This window comes from Actinomyces acetigenes, from assembly GCF_031296635.1.
In the GTDB taxonomy this organism is placed as follows: domain Bacteria; phylum Actinomycetota; class Actinomycetes; order Actinomycetales; family Actinomycetaceae; genus Actinomyces; species Actinomyces acetigenes.
In genome coordinates this window covers 55,144-72,004 of the sequence record NZ_JASPFC010000006.1, presented here as the reverse complement: position 1 = coordinate 72,004, position 16,861 = coordinate 55,144, and the positions used below count along the sequence as shown (strand labels likewise).

The 16,861-nt window shown below is 68.3% G+C and carries 10 protein-coding genes and 4 tRNA genes; 4 read left to right on the top strand and 10 right to left on the bottom strand.

The genetic code is table 11. The features are described 5' to 3' along the window. Positions 1-45: 45 nt before the first annotated feature. The 3 genes from whiA to rapZ all read right to left on the bottom strand — a co-directional run bounded on the left by whiA (position 46) and on the right by rapZ (position 3,279). A complete protein-coding gene (whiA, locus tag RIV14_RS03750) occupies positions 46-1,026 on the bottom strand; it encodes a DNA-binding protein WhiA (protein ID WP_070658940.1) in 981 nt (326 codons plus the stop codon). A 264-nt stretch (positions 1,027-1,290) separates the two neighbouring features. Beyond that, on the bottom strand, positions 1,291-2,301 hold the full coding sequence (locus RIV14_RS03745; protein ID WP_075372579.1) for a gluconeogenesis factor YvcK family protein: 1,011 nt from the start codon (positions 2,299-2,301) through the stop codon (positions 1,291-1,293). A gap of 3 nt (positions 2,302-2,304) precedes the next feature. Next, positions 2,305-3,279, bottom strand: coding sequence for an RNase adapter RapZ (rapZ, locus tag RIV14_RS03740; protein ID WP_070658938.1), 975 nt, complete (start codon positions 3,277-3,279; stop codon positions 2,305-2,307). 120 nt (positions 3,280-3,399) lie between these two features. Between rapZ and purT the strand changes: the two genes are divergently transcribed. After that, positions 3,400-4,686, top strand: a complete 1,287-nt coding sequence (gene purT, locus RIV14_RS03735) for a formate-dependent phosphoribosylglycinamide formyltransferase (RefSeq protein WP_075372580.1) — start codon at positions 3,400-3,402, stop codon at positions 4,684-4,686. A 30-nt stretch (positions 4,687-4,716) separates the two neighbouring features. Here purT and RIV14_RS03730 read toward each other — a convergent pair whose 3' ends face one another. The 5 genes from RIV14_RS03730 to RIV14_RS03710 all read right to left on the bottom strand — a co-directional run bounded on the left by RIV14_RS03730 (position 4,717) and on the right by RIV14_RS03710 (position 8,876). Then, positions 4,717-6,180: a glycoside hydrolase family 1 protein gene (locus tag RIV14_RS03730; protein WP_075372581.1), complete on the bottom strand. Its 1,464-nt coding sequence runs from the start codon at positions 6,178-6,180 to the stop codon at positions 4,717-4,719. 167 nt (positions 6,181-6,347) lie between these two features. Beyond that, complete coding sequence (gene uvrC, locus RIV14_RS03725; RefSeq protein WP_075372582.1) at positions 6,348-8,495, bottom strand: excinuclease ABC subunit UvrC; 2,148 nt, start codon at positions 8,493-8,495, stop codon at positions 6,348-6,350. A gap of 125 nt (positions 8,496-8,620) precedes the next feature. Continuing rightward, positions 8,621-8,695, bottom strand: a tRNA-Val gene (locus tag RIV14_RS03720). Between the two features lies 1 nt (position 8,696). Then, positions 8,697-8,767: transfer RNA gene (locus RIV14_RS03715), tRNA-Cys, on the bottom strand. A 36-nt stretch (positions 8,768-8,803) separates the two neighbouring features. Beyond that, positions 8,804-8,876: transfer RNA gene (locus tag RIV14_RS03710), tRNA-Gly, on the bottom strand. Positions 8,877-9,026: 150 nt separating this feature from the next. Here RIV14_RS03710 and RIV14_RS03705 point away from each other — a divergent pair. Continuing rightward, a tRNA-Val gene (locus tag RIV14_RS03705) sits at positions 9,027-9,099 on the top strand. 184 nt (positions 9,100-9,283) lie between these two features. On the opposite strand, the gene RIV14_RS03700 is transcribed toward RIV14_RS03705, so the two are convergent. Further along, a complete protein-coding gene (locus RIV14_RS03700; protein ID WP_075372583.1) occupies positions 9,284-10,660 on the bottom strand; it encodes a UTP--glucose-1-phosphate uridylyltransferase in 1,377 nt (458 codons plus the stop codon). 208 nt (positions 10,661-10,868) lie between these two features. Here RIV14_RS03700 and RIV14_RS03695 point away from each other — a divergent pair, with 208 nt between their 5' ends. Continuing rightward, on the top strand, positions 10,869-13,502 hold the full coding sequence (locus RIV14_RS03695; protein WP_075372584.1) for a DUF2339 domain-containing protein: 2,634 nt from the start codon (positions 10,869-10,871) through the stop codon (positions 13,500-13,502). Positions 13,503-13,562: 60 nt separating this feature from the next. On the opposite strand, the gene uvrA is transcribed toward RIV14_RS03695, so the two are convergent. Continuing rightward, on the bottom strand, positions 13,563-16,409 hold the full coding sequence (gene uvrA, locus RIV14_RS03690) for an excinuclease ABC subunit UvrA (RefSeq protein WP_075372585.1): 2,847 nt from the start codon (positions 16,407-16,409) through the stop codon (positions 13,563-13,565). A 139-nt stretch (positions 16,410-16,548) separates the two neighbouring features. On the opposite strand from uvrA, the gene RIV14_RS03685 reads away from it, so the two are divergent. Continuing rightward, positions 16,549-16,833, top strand: a complete 285-nt coding sequence (locus RIV14_RS03685; RefSeq protein ID WP_075372586.1) for a YciI family protein — start codon at positions 16,549-16,551, stop codon at positions 16,831-16,833. Positions 16,834-16,861: the final 28 nt, after the last annotated feature.

Genomic DNA, 16,861 nt, shown 5'->3' with positions numbered 1-16,861 from the left:
GACCATCGGGCACCCTCGAGACAAGGACCGAGGTCCTATCTCGGCTCAGGGTTCGAGCATCTCCTGGGTGAGAACCGACTCAGTGTCGGGGATGCCCAGCTCGTGGGCCTGCTTGTCCGCCATGGCCAGGAGGCGCCGGATACGCCCGGCCACGGCATCCTTGGTCAGCTGCGGGTCGGAGAGCTGCCCGAGCTCCTCCAAGGAGGCCTGCTTGTGCGCGACCCGCAGGCGGCCTGCCTGAAGCAGGTGGGCGGGGACGTCGTCCCCCAGGATCTCAAAGGCGCGCTCGACGCGGGCCCCCGAGGCGACGGCGGCGCGGGCCGAACGGCGCAGGTTGGCGTCGTCGAAGTTGGCCAGCCGGTTGGCGGTGCCCCGCGACTCGCGCCGGGATCGGCGCTCGGCCCAGACCTTGAAGGCCTCCGGCGCCCCCATCCGCTCCAGGAGGACGCCGATGGCCTCACCGTCGCGAACGACGACGCGGTCGGCACCACGCACCTCGCGGGCCTTGGCGGAGATGTCGAAGCGCCGCGCGGCCCCGACCAGGGCCAGCGCGGCCTCAGAGCCGGGACAGGTGACCTCCAAGGAGGAGGACCGGCCGGGCTCGGTCAGGGATCCGCGGGCCAGGAAGGCTCCGCGCCACGCGGCGGCGGCAGCGTTGCGCCCTCCTTGAATGACGGCAACCGGCATGCCCCGTACCGGCCGGCCCCGGTCGTCGACCAGCCCGGACAGCCGGGCCAGGTCCTTGCCACGCTTGGTCACGCGCAGCACGTAGCGAGATCCTCGGTGCAGGGAACCACCCTGGACCACCATCACCTCGGGCTCCATCCCGTAGAGCTCCTTGAGGTGCTGGTGCAGCCGGCGCACGGCTCCCCCGTGATCGAGCTCGGCCTCGACGACGATGCGCCCGGAGACGATATGGAGCCCTCCGGCGAAGCGCAGCATCGCGGAGACCTCGGCCCGTCGTTGGGCGGCGTTCTCGGTGGCGACGAGCGCAAGCTCATCCTTGACGGTGACCGTCAGTGACATGGGCGGGCTCCTCGTGGTCGGGGTTCGTGATTCGGGTCTGGCGGCATGGTGGAGGCCGCTGCCGTTGCCAGGGCGTCCTAGGTGCAGGCGAGGCGCTGCTCGAACGGACGCGGGCCAAGCGGCTGAGACGTCAAAGCGCTGTCAAACGGCGCCCGAGGCGTATCAATGCAGATTTTCTAGCCGCAGCACCCGGCAGCCGGCTGAAAGCGGCCGCGGAGAATTATGGACGATCACGGGCAGCAGGACTCGTCAATGAGTCCAGCATCACATGCCGTCACGTTCGCTGAGATCGGTGACGTCTCCCAGCGCCCCCTCGAAGGCGTCCCGGAAGGCGGCTGCCAGGCGCAGCGGGTCGTGGTGGCACAGGGCCTCGCCGGTGCGCACCTGCCGCAGGACGACCGTGGCCCCCATGGTTGCGGCCACGGCTTCAAGGTCGGAGACGTCCTCAACGGTGGAGGGGTCGGCCAGCACCACGTCCAGGCGCAGGTCGGGCGCGTACTGGTTCAGGACCCGTAGATGATCGGCGATGGTCATCCCGTCGGTCTCGCCCTGCTGAGCGGAGAGGTTGAGGACCACGACCTTACGGGCCGAGGTGTTCACCAGCGCGCGACGCATGGACGGCAGGATGAGGTGCGGGAGCACTGAGGTGTACCAGGAGCCGGGCCCTAGGACCACCCACTCCGCCTCATCGATGGCGCGCAGCGCCTCGGGGTGGGCGTCGGCGTCCTCGGGAACCATCACCACGTTCTCCAGACGCCCGCGGGCCGAGGCCACTGCCACCTGCCCACTGACCCGGCGCCGGTTCCCCCCGGAGACGATGTCGGCCTCAATGACCAGGGGTGAGGAGGACATGGGCACGACGCGGCCGTGAATCGTCAGCAGGCGCCCCACCCAGTCGAGCCCGGCGACCTCGTCCCCCAGCAGCTGCCACAGCGCCAGGATGAGCAGGTTCCCCAGGGCGTGATTGTCGAGCTCTCCCTGCCCCTCGAAACGGTGCTGAAGCACATCCCGCCAGGTGAGTCCCCACTCGGAGTCCTCGCACAGCGACGCCAGCGCCATTCTCAGGTCTCCTGGCGGCAGGCAGTCGAACTCCCGGCGCAGGCGTCCCGAGGAACCTCCGTCGTCGGCAACAGTGACGACGGCGGTCAGCCGGTGGGTGACGTGGCGCAGCGCCCGCAGCGTGGCGGACAGTCCGTGCCCACCTCCCAGGGCGACGACGGCCGGTCCTTCCTCACCGCGACGGGGCCAGCCCGCCGCATCGATCGTTGTTCCCACTGCCTACTCCCGTCCCAGATCGCGGTGCTGGACAACGACCTCGAAACCCGCCCGCCTCAACCTGGCCCCGAGCCTCTCCGCCGAGGCCACGGAACGGTGCTTGCCACCGGTGCAGCCCACAGCCAGGGTGACGTGAGGCTTGAGCTCATCAACGTACTGCGGGAGCGCGGGGATGAGCAGGTCGGCGTACCCGTCGACGAAGGCCGCCGCCCCCTTCTGGGCGAAGACGTAGTCGGCCACCGGTGCGTCGCGTCCGGTGAGGTGGCGCAGCTCGGAGACCCAGTAGGGGTTGGGGATGAAGCGCACGTCCAGGACGTGGTCGGCGTCCAGGGGGATGCCGTACTTGAACCCGAAGGACATGACATTGATGCGCAGGGCCAGGTCGGACTCGTGCGCCACGAGCTCGCGCACGCGCCGGGCGAGGTCGTGGACGGAGTAGTTGGAGGTGTCGATGACGCTGTCGGCCACGCCACGCAAGCCCCCCAGGAGAGTGCGCTCGTGCTCGATCCCGTCGAGGACGGAGCCACTGCCCTGCAACGGGTGGGGTCGGCGGGAGGACTCGAAGCGTCGGACCAGGACGGCGTCGGAGGCGTCCAGGAAGATGAGCCTCACGTCGGTGCCGTTGTCGCGGACCTTGCGCAGATAGTCCATGAAGTGGGAGAAGAACTCGCGACTGCGCACGTCAACCACCGCGGCCAGCCGGTGCACCCCGGCGCCGACTGTCGTCATCATTCCCGACAGGGCCGGCAGCAGCTGGGGCGGCAGGTTGTCCACGACGTACCAGTCGAGGTCCTCCAGCGCGTTGGCCGCGCGCGAGCGCCCCGCCCCAGACATGCCCGTGACAATGATCATCTCGGGGCGTTCTGCCGGGGGAACCGGAGGAGTCGCCTCATCGAGGGCGGGGATCTCAATGGGAACCGTGTCCTGAAGCCGCTGGCGCTTGCCGGAGGAGGACTGAGGGCGGCGCTCGTCATGCATGTCCCAAGCATCGCATGTCCAGCTCGCTCCGCCCGTCGCCGACGTCGGTTTACCGGTAGCGTTTCATCGTTGCCAGTACTCACTGCCGCCGGTTCTCGGCGCCAGATACCAGGAGGCCCCATGAGCTCCTCCCCCATGTCCGACCACGCCCATTCGCCCCAGTGCGCGCCCCGGGAGACTGCGACGCACCGACCCGCAGCCCCGGTGCTGGGTACACCCTGGACCAGCAGCGCGACGAAGGTGGCGTTGCTGGGTGCCGGTGAGATCGGCAAGGAGGTGGCGATCGCTCTGACCCGCCTGGGGGTGGAGGTCACAGCGATCGACCGCTATGAGGGGGCTCCGGCCCAGCAAGTGGCGCACAACGCCCTGACGGTGGACATGAGCGATCCCAAGGCTCTGACGGCCGCCATCCGCGCCAGCGGCGCCGCCATCGTCGTCCCCGAGATCGAGGCGCTGGCCACCGATGCCCTAGCGGGCCTGGAGGAGGCCGGTGAGGTGCGGGTGGTGCCGACCGCCCGTGCGGTACAGCTGACGATGAACCGCGAGGGCATCCGACGCCTGGCCGCCGAGGAGCTGGGGCTGGCAACCAGTCCCTACGCCTTCGCCTCATCCTTGGACGAGCTGCGGGCGGGGGCTCAGCGAGTGGGCTTTCCGTGCGTGGTCAAACCGGTCATGTCCTCGTCGGGCCACGGCCAGTCGGTGGTGCGCGGGCCGCAGGACCTGGAGGCGGCCTGGCGCTACGCGGCGGCCGACGGGCGGGTCGACCGGGGCCGGGTCATCGTGGAGGGTTTCGTGCGTTTCGACACCGAGATCACCCTGCTCACGGTGCGCTGGCGCGACCCGGATACCGGAGAGACGGTGACGAGCTTCTGCGAGCCGATCGGGCACCGGCAGGTCGACGGGGACTATGTGGAGTCCTGGCAGCCGCAGCACCTGAGCCCGGTGGCCCTGGAGCGGGCCCACCAGGTGGCCGAGTGCGTGACCGCGGCGCTGGGCGGCTGGGGCCTGTTCGGGGTGGAGCTGTTCATCTGCGGGCGCGACGTCCTCTTCTCCGAGGTCTCCCCGCGCCCCCATGACACCGGCCTGGTGACACTGGCAAGCCAGCGCCTGAGCGAGTTCGAGCTGCACGCCCGCGCCCTGCTGGGCCTGCCCGTGGACACCACACTGCACTCCCCCGGCGCCTCGGTGACCATCAAGGCGACAGGCGAGTCCGCGCCGGGCGAGGGCGTACGCTTCGCGGGACTTGACGAGGCGCTCGGGCAGGACGGGGTGGACTTGCGGCTCTTCGGCAAGCCCGAGGCCCACCCGGGTCGACGCCTGGGCGTCGTCGTGGCCTGCGCCGACGACGTACAGGTCGCCCGAGACAGGGCGCGGTCCGCCGCCGGGTCAATTCGTCCCAGCGTCTGAGCTGGCCGCCCGAGCCCGGAATCGCAGTGGCTACGCCCGCGGCGGTTCCTGCGACGGGGGCACGAGGCAGGCGCCGTTGGAGGCGATGACGTCGCGGTACCAGCCGAAGGACTTCTTGCGGTAGCGGGCCAGGGTGCCGTTGCCGTCATCGTCGCGGTCCACGTAGATGAAGCCGTAGCGCTTGGACATCTGGGCGGTGGAGGCCGAGACCAGGTCGATGCAGCCCCAGGAGGTGTAGCCCAGGACCTCGACGCCGTCGGCGATGGCCTGGGCGACCTGGACCAGGTGGTCGTTCATGTAGGCGATGCGGTAGTCGTCCTCGACCGTGGGGCCGTTGGGGCCGTCAACGAGAACATCCTTGGCTCCCAGGCCGTTCTCGACGATGAACAAAGGCTTGCCCCAGCGGTCCCAGTAGTCGTTGAGGATGGTGCGCAGTCCCGCCGGGTCGATCTGCCACCCCCACTCGGAGGCCTCAAGGGTCGGATTGGTCACGCCGCCCATGAGGTTGCCCCGGCCGGCCGGAGCCTCCTGGGTGGCGGTCTCGCACACGGACATGTAGTAGGAGAAGGAGACGAAGTCGACGGTGTGCTCCCGCAGCAGCGCGCGGTCCTCCTCGGTGATCTCCAGCTCGATGCCCTTGTCCCGCAGGGTCCGCCGCAGGTAACCGGGGTACTCGCCGCGCACGTGGAGGTCCCCGAAGGCGTAGTTGGCGCGCTCTGCCTGCTTGGCCGCCCACACGTCCCGGGGATCGGGAGTCAGCGGGTAGGTGGGCACGGCCAGGATCATGCAGCCGACCTGGATGTCGGGGTTGGTCTCGTGGGCGATCCTGGTGGCGGCAGCGGAGGCGACGAGCTCGTGGTGGATGGCCTGGTAGAGGTCCTGCTCGCTGAGCCTGTCCTTGGGCGTGGCGATGCCGCCGGACAGGAAGGGCTCGTGGAGCACAGAGTTGATCTCGTTGAAGGTGAGCCAGTACCTGACCCGCTTGCCGTAGCGCTCGAACAGGGTGCGGGCGTAGCGCTCGAAGAAGCCGATGAGGCGGCGGTCGGTCCAGCCGTCGTAGGTGCGCGCCAGGTGCAGCGGGGTCTCGTAGTGGCTAATGGTGACCAGTGGCTCGATGCCGTGCTTCTCGAGCTCGTCGAGGACCCGGTCGTAGAAGGCGAGTCCCTCCTCGTTGGGCTCGGTCTCGTCGCCGAGTGGGAAGATGCGGCTCCAGGCGATGGAGAAGCGGAAGACCTTGAAACCCATCTCTGCCAGCAGGGCGATGTCCTCGGCGTAGCGGTGGTAGAAGTCGATGGCTTCAAGCTTGAGGTTGTCCGGAGTGGGGGCCTGGGTGGGCGGGGCCATGATGCCCCGGGGCATGACGTCCTGGACGGACAGGCCCTTGCCGCCCTCGTTGTAGGCGCCCTCGATCTGGTTGGCGGCAGTGGCCCCGCCCCACAGGAAGCCTTCGGGGAAGCGCAGGTCGAGGTCGGGGTCAGGCAATGGTGCGGTCATAGCTCCTCATCCTCTGTGTCTTCTGTCGGGTGGCAGGTTCAGAAGGTTCTGGGCCAGTGACCGCCCCTGCCATGATCGCACTGACGGCCGCGCCGACCTGCGCCTCGCGGCGGCGTACAGCCTCAGTCCTGCAGGTTGACATCAGTCCAGCACATTGTGAAATCACACTACTGTTCAGCACCTGGACTGTTGAGGTGAGCCAAGATAGTACCTGCCAACGCCGGTCCGATGCCCTTGACACGGATGATGTCGTCCACATCGGCCTGCCGGATGCGTTTCACCGAGCCGAACTCCCGCAGGAGGGCCGCCTGACGAGCCGGTCCCAGGCCGGGGATCCCGTCCAGGACGGAGCGGGTCATGCCTGCCGAGCGCTTCTTGCGGTGGTGGGTGATGGCGAAGCGGTGGGACTCGTCGCGCAGGTGCTGGAGCAGGTAGAGGGCGGGTGAGGTGCGCGGCAGGATGACGGGGAACTCCTCCCCCGGCACCCACACCTCCTCCAGGCGCTTGGCCAGGCCGATGAGCGGAACATCGATGCCGAGCTCATCGAGGACCGAACGGGCGGCGTTGACCTGCGGCAGACCGCCGTCGACGACGACCAGCCCGGGCGCGTAGGAGAAGCGCCGGGCCTTGCCGGTCTCGGGGTCGATAGGGCCGGAGGCGACGGCGATACCCTCGGCGTCCTCGATCTCCTCGGCCGCACGGGCGGCCGCCTCGCCCTGTCCCTGCTCTGCGATGAGCCGTTTGAACCGGCGGGTGAGGACCTCGTGCATGGCGGTGGTGTCGTCGGCGGCGCCGCTGCCGTCCTGGCCGCGCACGGTGAAGCGCCGGTAGTCGGACTTGCGGGGGGCACCGTCCTCGAAGACGACCATGGAGCCGACCTGGTAGGTGCCCTGGGTGTGGGAGATGTCGTAGCACTCGACGCGCAGGGGCGCCTCGGGCAGATCGAGGGCCTCGGCGAGCTCGTCAAGGGCGAGGGTGCGCTGGGTGAGGTCTCCCGCCCGCCGGGTCTTGTGCAGCCGCAGGGCCTCTTCCGCGTTCTTGCGCACCGTATCCATGAGGGCGGCCTTGTCACCGCGCTGCGGGACGCGCAGGTCGACCTTCGCTCCGCGCAGGCCGACCAACCAGGCACGTACGGTGGCGGCGTTGCTGGGCATCTCGGGGACCAGGATCTCCTTGGGCACCGCCGTGGTGGCCGTGTGGGCGACGTCGTCGACGCTCGTGGCCGCCGACTCCCCGTTGCGCCGGGAAGCGTCACCGTTGGGACCGTTGCGGGGCAGGGGGCTGGACGGGGCGCGCTCCCCCACCCCGACGGAGGTGGTGGTACCCGAGGAGGTGGGGGCGCCGCTGTGGTGGACGGCGCCGGCGTCAGCCGGATCGATGAGAGAGGCGTAGACCTGCTCCAGGAGGCGTTCGATGAGCTCGGCGTCCCCGGCGTCGTCGATGAGGTCGACGACCCAGCCGCGCTGCCCGCGCACGCGGCCGCCGCGGACGTGGAAGACCTGAACGGCGGCCTCGAGCTCGTCGCGGACCAGGGCGAAGACGTCGGCGTCGGTGGCGTCGGGCAGGACGACGGCGTTACCCTCGATGACCTTGCGCAGTGCGGCGGCGTCGTCGCGCAGGCGGGCGGCCTTCTCGAAGTCGAGGGCGGCGGCAGCGGCCTTCATCTCCGCCTCGACCTGACGCAGGTAGGGACCGGTGCGCCCGGCCATGAAGGCGCAGAAGTCCTCGGCCAGCTCCCGATGGTCCTGTGGGCTGATGCGGCCCACGCAGGGGGCGGAGCACTTATCGATGTAGCCCAGCAGGCAGGGACGCCCCGAGGCCTGGGCACGGCGGAAGACCCCGGCGGAGCAGGAGCGCACCGGAAACACCCGCAGCAGCTGGTCAACGGTCTCGCGGATGGACCAGGCCTGGACGAAGGGACCGAAATAGCGGGTTCCCGGTTTGCGGGCCCCGCGGACCACTTGCACGCGGGGGTAGGTCTCCCCCATCGTCACCGCCAAGTAGGGGTAGGACTTGTCGTCCTTGTACATGACATTGAAACGGGGGTTGAACTCCTTGATCCAGGAGTACTCCAGGGCCAGGGACTCCACCTCGGTGGACACGACTGTCCACTCCACCGCGCATGCGGTGGTGACCATCTTCTGGGTGCGCGGGTGCAGGGCGGCAAGGTCCTGGAAGTAGCTGGACAGGCGCTGACGCAGGTTCTTGGCCTTGCCGACGTAGATGACGCGCCCCTGCCCGTCCAGGAAGCGGTAGACCCCCGGGGACGTGGGGATCTCGCCCGGGGCAGGACGGTACGTCGAGGGGTCGGCCATGCCCGCAAGGGTAGACGCCCATCATCCTCATTCACGACACGCCGCCCTGCAGTCGGCCGCCAGGCCCCACAGGAATTCGACATAGTGGAAGGTCCGAGCCAGTATGGACCGGACCTTCATCATGGTGGTGGGCGATACTGGGATCGAACCAGTGACCTCTTCCGTGTCAGGGAAGCGCGCTCCCGCTGCGCCAATCGCCCGAGGTGGGTACCGGATTCGAACCGGTGTAAACGGCTTTGCAGGCCGGTGCCTAACCTCTCGGCCAACCCACCATGAGATGCTGGGGCTGGGCGCTCCCGGCTCCTCGGAGCGGATGACGGGACTCGAACCCGCGACCCTCACCTTGGCAAGGTGATGCTCTACCAACTGAGCCACATCCGCATGACTCCTCGCGGTCCGACCGAACCGCTCGGTGCTGGAAAACCATAGCATCACGATCGCAGTGACAGGCAAACAGCATCGCGGTGATTCACCTCACCGGGCAGCCGTTTGCTCCGGGGGCACCGGCCTGGCTATGGTTAGCGCCGCACCGGGCGATTGGCTCAGGGGTTAGAGCGCCTCGTTCACACCGAGGAGGTCACTGGTTCGATTCCAGTATCGCCCACCGGACAGCACTGTACTTTCCTGGCGCTTGCCCTCTCTTTGGAGGGCAAGCGTTTTTTCATTCCTGCTCAGCGCGGTGGCGCCGGACCTCACGACCGAGAGTCCGGCGCCACCGTGTAACGGCCAGTAACGGCCAGTAACGGCCAGTAACGGCCAGTAACGGCCAGTAACGACCAACGGCTTACTCAGATCCGGGTGCCGTCGGCGATCCTTCCGGGCGAGCCCTCCGCCTCCACGTGCGCCTCACCGGTGGCGACGACGTCGGCGCCGAAGGTCCAGTCGCCATCCACGGTCAGTGACTGCGCCTCCTTGATGGAGGGGACGCCGTCGGGGAACCGGGCCTCGAAGTCCTGGATCTTCTTGTAGAAGCGTGGGTCGAGACTCACGGTGCAGGCCTGCTCCGGGACCATCTGCAGCAGACCGTCGTCGTCAACCTTGTAGACGTCCGAGCGCACCAGCAGCAGATCGTTGGTGGTCTTCACCGGCAGGAAGCGGGAGCGGGGCACCTCGATGGCAGTCGCCCCCTCGAAGGCCTCCACAGCGGCCCCCATGGCCGTCTCGAGCTGGATGACTGGCGTCGAGGAGGAGTCGGCGGGGTCCACCGTCTTGCTGTTCCTGATGAGCGGAAGCCCGAGGATCCCTCCCCGCTCGACCAGGGTGTCGCGCAGCACCTTGAGATCGAACCAGAGGTTGTTCGTATGGAAGAAGGGGTGGCGGAACTGGTCGGTGAAGAAGTGCATCTGGTCGTCGGGGGTCTGCGCCGTGTCACGCAGGATGATACGCCCGTCGCTCTTGCGCACGGCCAGGTGCCCGCCCTTGACGTCGGCCGGAGTGCGGCGGCACATCTCTGGGGCATAGGGCGCACCGGAGGCCGCGAACCAGCCGGCGATCCTGGCCGACGGGGCCGCACCGAGGTTGTCGGAGTTGGCGGTCATGGCGTACCGGTAGCCCTTGTCCAGGAGGGCGTCCAGCAGCCCGGAGGCGAGCAGGGCGGTGTAGATGTCGCCGTGGCCCGGAGGACACCACTCGAGCTCGGGGTCGACCTCCCACTCCACGGGAGTCAGATCGTCAGCGCGCAGCTTGGGCTCGCGGTTCTGCAGGAAGTCCAGGGGCAGGCCGTCGACCTGGATCTCGGGGTGCCCGGCCAGCACCTCGAGGGAGTCCTCGCGAGTGCGGAAGGAGTTCATGAGGATCAGCGGCAGGCTCACGCCGTAACGTCGACGCGCCGCCAGGACCTGATCGACCAGCAGGTCCAGGAAGGTCTTGCCGTCACGCACCGGCAGAAGGGACTTGGCGCGATCCAGGCCCATCGAGGTGCCCAGGCCCCCATTGAGCCGGATGAGGACCGTCTTGCTCAGCGCCTCGCGGGCTTCCTCCTCGCTGACCTCGACGTCAGCCAGGGAGTCGATCTGTGTCAGGGGCTCGATGGTCTCCTCGGGGATGAGTCCTGTGGCTCCGGCCTCCAGGGCCTGGTAGTAGTGGGTGAAGACCGTGATGGCCTGCTCTGCGACGCCGGCGTCGCGCATCTTGTGCTGGGCTGAAGTGAGTCCGTTCTCGCTCATGACGCGCAGCCTATCTCAGCCTGACCGTTCTTGTGTCACTTTGTTCGGTTCTGTTCGTTCTTGAAGGATCGGACCTCTCCCGGTTCTCGAGTTATCCACAGGGCACTTGTGCCCCCTTCACGACATCGACGACTCCCCTTTACTCTCAGATGAACCGGTTGAGTGACACGTGCTCACCGCCGAGCACCGAGTGACGAGGAGAACCGTCATGTCCATACCGCCCACTGTCGGGCCGAATGTCGCCCTGGTCCTGCAGCGACTGGACCTCATCGAGAGGAAGATCGACTGGCTCGCGGAGCGCGTCACCTGGCTGACCTACTCCTCCGCCGCCCCGACGCAGGAGAGCAGCGACTCCCCCGCCACGGCGAGGAGCGACGGCCCCTCCCAGACGGAGACGACTCCACTCACGATTCCCCCGACGGCGAGGGCTGCCTCTCAGGGCTCCTGGCAGCGCCCCAACGAGGCTTCCTCTCAGGCTTCCGTCAACGAGGCCCTCCGCGCGGACAAGGATGCCCACCCCACGACGGCCACGGTTTCGGATGTTCCCCGAGCCTCCCAGAACGAGGTGCCTCCGGCCCAGAACTATCAGAGCCCCGCCCCCGTGGAGCCCGCGCGAGCCTCCGCACCCCAGACGAGCCCGGCTCCGATGCAGCATGCCCCCATGGCTGGCAACGCCCCTCATCTGCAAGGGACGAACCAGGTGGGACCGGCCGGGACCGGCCAGGCACGCGGCGCTGAGGCCGAGGCAGTCCCGGGCTGGGTCCAGCGAGCGATGCGGGAGGGCAACCTCGGGCGCTATCTGCTCTCCGGCGCCGCAGCGGTGCTCGTGCTGTCTGCCGGGGTCAGTCTGCTGGCTCTCGTCTGGGACTCCATTCCCAACCCCGTCAAGATCCTGGGGCTGGCACTGATCGCGGTCACGATGACAGCGGCCGGGGCACGCCTGGGGGTCAGTCATCCCCGTCATCGGGTCGCCGCGGCAACGATCACAGGAACCGGTGGAGGGCTGGGTTTCGTCGCCATCGTGGGAGCCGTTCTTCTCGGCGGAATGCTCAGCCCGGAGCCTGCCCTGGTCCTCATGGCCTGCTGGGGCCTGGTGCTCCTGGCCGTTTCGCACATGACACGGGTGCTGTTCACAGCGGTCGTCTCCACCCTCGGCGCCCTGGTGACCATCGGCTTCGCAGTCAGCCACGTGGCGCGCCAGCCACAGGCAGCGCTCATCACGTGGCTGATGGTCAGTATCTATGTCACGGTACTGGCGCTGACCTGCACCGTCCTGTCGCGCAACACCGGACGGATGAGGATGGCCGCTTGGTATCCGGTGACATCGATGGTGGCGACGGCAACCGCCCTCATCGCCACGCCGATCCAGCCGATGCTGCGAGCCTCCGTCGCCAGTGGCACCGGTGTCGTCCTGGTCCTGTGCCTGCTGCTGGTGTGCCAGTCAATTTACGCGAGCACACGGCTGTGGAGCATTGGTGTCAAGACCTCGGGCTGGGACTGGGGCCTGACCGCGGTGGTCCTCATGGTGGGGTTCATCAGGCTGTTGACGGGGCAGACGAGTCTCCACCTGGCGCACACCGTCATCGTTGTCACCTATCTCCTCGAGCTCCTCCTGCTGGCCGCGGCGGCGCTCGCCATACTCCCGACCTACTGCCCCGACCGTTGGCGCCGCGCCATGGCGATCGGGCACGAGGCCGCATTCTTCCCCCTCGCACTGGCCGGCATGGTGGTCATTGACGACCCCCGGGTCCATCTCTTCGTCGTCGTCGCTGCGATGCTGTGCCTTCTCCCGGCCATCATGAACGCAAGAGTGGAGCCGGCCCCGATCCTGGCCCTTCTCGGGACGGCGCCGATTCTCGTGCCTGCGGGCACTGCTTACTCCCGCAGCGACTCGTGGTCGCTGATCATCTCCGTGGTGATCTCTGCGCTCATGGTGTGCGTGGCCGAGGGGCTCGGCGACCGAGTCGCACGCAGCTCCCCACCCCAGGCTCCGTATGCCGCACCTTCACGCACTCAGCCACGGGTGCTGGCCCTGCGGGCGGCTCTGGCGGCAGTGGCTTTCAATCTCACCGTCCTCGCTCCGTTCCTGGGGTCCGGCCTCGTGGAGGACTCCCAGGACTCCCAAGGCACCTGGGCGGCCCTGCGCATGGTCCCGGGCCTGGTGACGATCGCACTCATCGCGCTGGGTGCGGTCTCTGGTGGCGCCACACCCCTGCGAGTGCTCAGTGGGCAGTGCCGAGGAGCCCGTTACCAGGTAGGCCCCCATGGCGCGGCCCTGCCCGACCCATCAGGGAGGCAGACGGGAGCACCGGCACCGTCCTGGATCGTCTCGGGGATGGTGGCCACGCTGGCGCTGGCGACACTGTCGTGGGCTGATACCGCGTCCTCGTCTGTCTGGATGCTGCTACTGGTCGCCGTCGCCCTGGGGCTGGGCGCGAGCGCCACGTGGCTCCTGCTTCCCTGGCGGCGGAGTGCGGAGGTGTGCCTGAGCCTTGCGATCGGCAACTCGCTGCTCATGTGGTTCTCAGTCATGGTGGCCACCGAGGTGGGACCGGGCTCGGTCCTCATGTCGGTGCTGGTCCTGCTGACGGGCGGAGCCTGCATCGTCTTGGGCTTCGGCGCACGTTTGACGATCCTGCGCCACTACGGACTGACCCTGGTGCTTCTGTCCGTGCTCAAGCTCGCCGTTATGGACGTGGCCTCGCAGAACTCGATCATTCGAGTCATCTCGCTGGCGGCCGCAGGTGTCGTCTGCTTCGTCCTCTCACTGCTCTACAACCGCTTCGCGCAGGAGCAGCGTCGCGAGCACGACCAGGTCCCCATGGGCCCCGGGAGCGTCTGAGCGCGGCGAGGATCCGCCGTCGAGCCGTCCAGCCGAGCCGGACCGGAGCGGGCACGGGCGTCAGCCGCGGGCGGCCTCGAGCACCGGGGCCAGGAACTGGCCGGTGTAGGACGCCTCGGTGGCGGCGACCTTCTCCGGGGTCCCGGCCACGACGACGGTTCCTCCGCCCTTGCCGCCTTCGGGGCCCATGTCGATGACCCAGTCGGCGTTGGCGATGACGTCGAGGTTGTGCTCGATGACGACCACGGAGTTGCCCTTGTCCACCAGTCCCTGAAGCACCCCGAGCAGCTTGCGGATGTCCTCGAAGTGCAGCCCGGTGGTCGGTTCATCCAGGACGTAGATGGTCCGGCCGGTGGAGCGGCGCTGCAGCTCGGTGGCGAGCTTGACGCGCTGGGCCTCACCGCCGGAGAGCGTGGTGGCCGACTGTCCCAGGCGTACGTACCCCAGTCCCACCTCGACCAGGGTGTTGAGGTGGCGGGAGATGACCGAGGAGGCGGAGAAGAACTCGGCAGCCTGGTGGATGGTCATGTCCAGGACGTCGGCGACCGTCTTGTCCTTGTAGCGGATCTCCAGGGTCTCCCGGTTGTAGCGGGCGCCATGGCAGACCTCGCAGGGGACGTAGACGTCGGGCAGGAAGTTCATCTCGATCTTGAGCGTGCCATCGCCCTTGCAGGACTCGCAGCGTCCGCCCTTGACGTTGAAGGAGAAGCGCCCGGGTCCGTAGCCGCGCACCTTCGAGTCGGGCACGGCCGCGAAGATCTTGCGGATGTGGTCCCACACCCCGGTGTAGGTGGCGGGGTTGGACCGGGGGGTGCGCCCGATCGGTGACTGGTCGACGTGGACCACCTTGTCCAGGTGCTCCACTCCCCGCACCGTCTTGTGCCTGCCTGGCACGCCGCGGGCGCGGTTGAGCCTGTTGGCGAGCACCTGGTAGAGGATGGAGTTGACCAGGGAGGACTTCCCCGAGCCGGATACACCCGTGACGGCGGTGAGCACGCCGAGCGGGAAGGAGACGGTGACGTCCTTGAGGTTGTTCTCGCGGGCGCCGACGACGGTGACCTCACGGTTCTTGTCCCGTTTGCGTCGAGTGGCGGGGATCTTGATCTGACGCCGCCTGGCCAGGTAGTCGCCGGTGATGGAGCCCTCGGCTCCGGCCAGGCCCGCGACGTCACCGGAGTAGACGACCTCACCGCCCAGCTCGCCGGCTCCCGGCCCGATGTCAACGATCCAGTCGGCCGAGCGGATGGTGTCCTCGTCGTGCTCGACGACGATGAGCGTGTTACCCAGGTCCCGCAGTCGCTGGAGGGTCTCGATGAGTCGGGTGTTGTCGCGCTGGTGCAGGCCGATACTGGGCTCGTCCAGGACGTAGAGGACGCCCACCAGGCCCGAGCCTATCTGGGTGGCCAGGCGGATGCGTTGGGCCTCACCCCCAGAGAGCGTGGCCGCGCCGCGGGCCAGGCTGAGGTAGTCCAGGCCCACGTCTACGAGGAAGCCCAGGCGCGCGTTGATCTCGGTCAGGACGCTGCCGGCGATCTGGGCGGCCTGGCCGGTGAGGTTGAGCCCGGCCAGGAAGTCTCGGGCCTCACCGATCGGCAGCTCGCACAGCTGAGCGATGGACAGCTCGCCCACGCGCACGGCCAGCACCTCGGGCTTGAGTCGGGCCCCGGCACAGACGGGACAGGGGATCTCACGCATGTAAGCCTGGTAGCGCTCCCGGGACCAGTCGGACTCGGTCTCGTCATGCTTGCGCATGACGTAGTCGAGGACGCCCTCGAAGCCGGTGGAGTAGATGCGTTCGCGCCCCCAACGGTTGCGGTAGGTGACCTTGACCTCGTAGTCCTTGCCGCGCAGGATCGCCTCCCGCGCACGCGCCGGCAGGGCGCGCCAGGGGGTGTCGACGTCGAAGGAGAGCTCTTTGCCCAGGGCCTCGAGCTGGCGGGTGAAGTACTTCTGGTGGCTCGACCAGGGGGCGACGGCACCCTCGGCCAGGGTGAGTTCCTCGTCGGGGACGACGAGCTCGGGGTCGACTTCGAGCCGGGTGCCGATCCCGGTGCAAGCGGGGCAGGCGCCGTAGGGGGCGTTGAAGGAGAAGGTGCGCGGCTCCATCTCGTCCAGGGCCAGGGGGTGCTCGTTGGGGCAGGCGCGCTTCTCGGAGTAGCGTCGCTCCCGGTCGGGGTCGTCCTCGGGCAGGTCGACCTGCTCGATGATGACCAGGCCCTCCGCCAGGCCGAGCGCTGTCTCGACGGAGTCGGTGAGGCGCTGGCGGATACCCTCGCGGACGACGAGCCGGTCGACGATGACCTCGATGTCGTGCTTGAGGCGCTTGTTGAGGGTCGGGGGGTTGTCGAGGCGCTCGGCGGCGCCGTCGACGCGCACCCGGTTGAAGCCGCGTCCGCGCAGCTCGCCGAAGAGCTCGGAGTACTCGCCCTTGCGTCCGCGCACCACGGGGGCGAGAACCTGAAAGCGTGTGCCTTCGGGCAGGGAGCGGACCTGGTCGACGATCTGCTGCGGGGTCTGGGAGGAGATGACGGCGTCGCAGACCGGGCAGTGCTGGATACCGGCGCGCGAGTAGAGCAGACGCAGGTAGTCGTAGATCTCCGTCACGGTGCCCACTGTGGAGCGGGGGTTGCGCGAGGTGGACTTCTGATCGATGGAGACAGCGGGACTCAGTCCCTCGATGAGCTCGACGTCGGGCTTGTCCATCTGGCCGAGGAACTGGCGGGCGTAGGAGGACAGGGACTCCACGTAGCGGCGCTGTCCCTCGGCGAAGATCGTGTCGAAGGCGAGGGAGGACTTGCCCGAGCCCGACAGTCCAGTGAAGACGATCATCGTGTCGCGCGGCAGGTCCAGGTCGACGCCCTTGAGATTGTGCTCGCGGGCCCCACGGATGATGAGAGAGTCGTTCACGGGATTCGAGTCTAAGGGGTGACTGCGCGTCCCGCGCATCGCACATGTGTTCGACGTGTCTCATGGTCGGGACGGCGGAAGAATGCCTGCGCTCCTGGGTTTTCTCCACGGCTGGCGCTGCCGCCCTTATGCTGAGGTCATGAGCAAGATCTACGCCGTCGAGTACCACTACGTCACTGACAAGGACGAGGAGATGGCCGCTGTTCGGCCCTCGCACCGCGCCTTCAACGGCCGGCTGGCCGATGAGGGCCGGCTGCTGGCCGCAGGCCCCTACGTGGGCGCCCATGACGCCCTCATCGTCGTGCGGGCCGACGACGAGGCCGGCGCGCTGGCCCTGCTCGAGGAGGACCCCTTCCAGCAGGCAGGCTTCATCTCCGAGCGTATTGCGCGCGAGTGGAACCCGGTCATCGGGGTCCTGGCCTGAGCCGGCCTGACCCGGACTGAGGCACCGG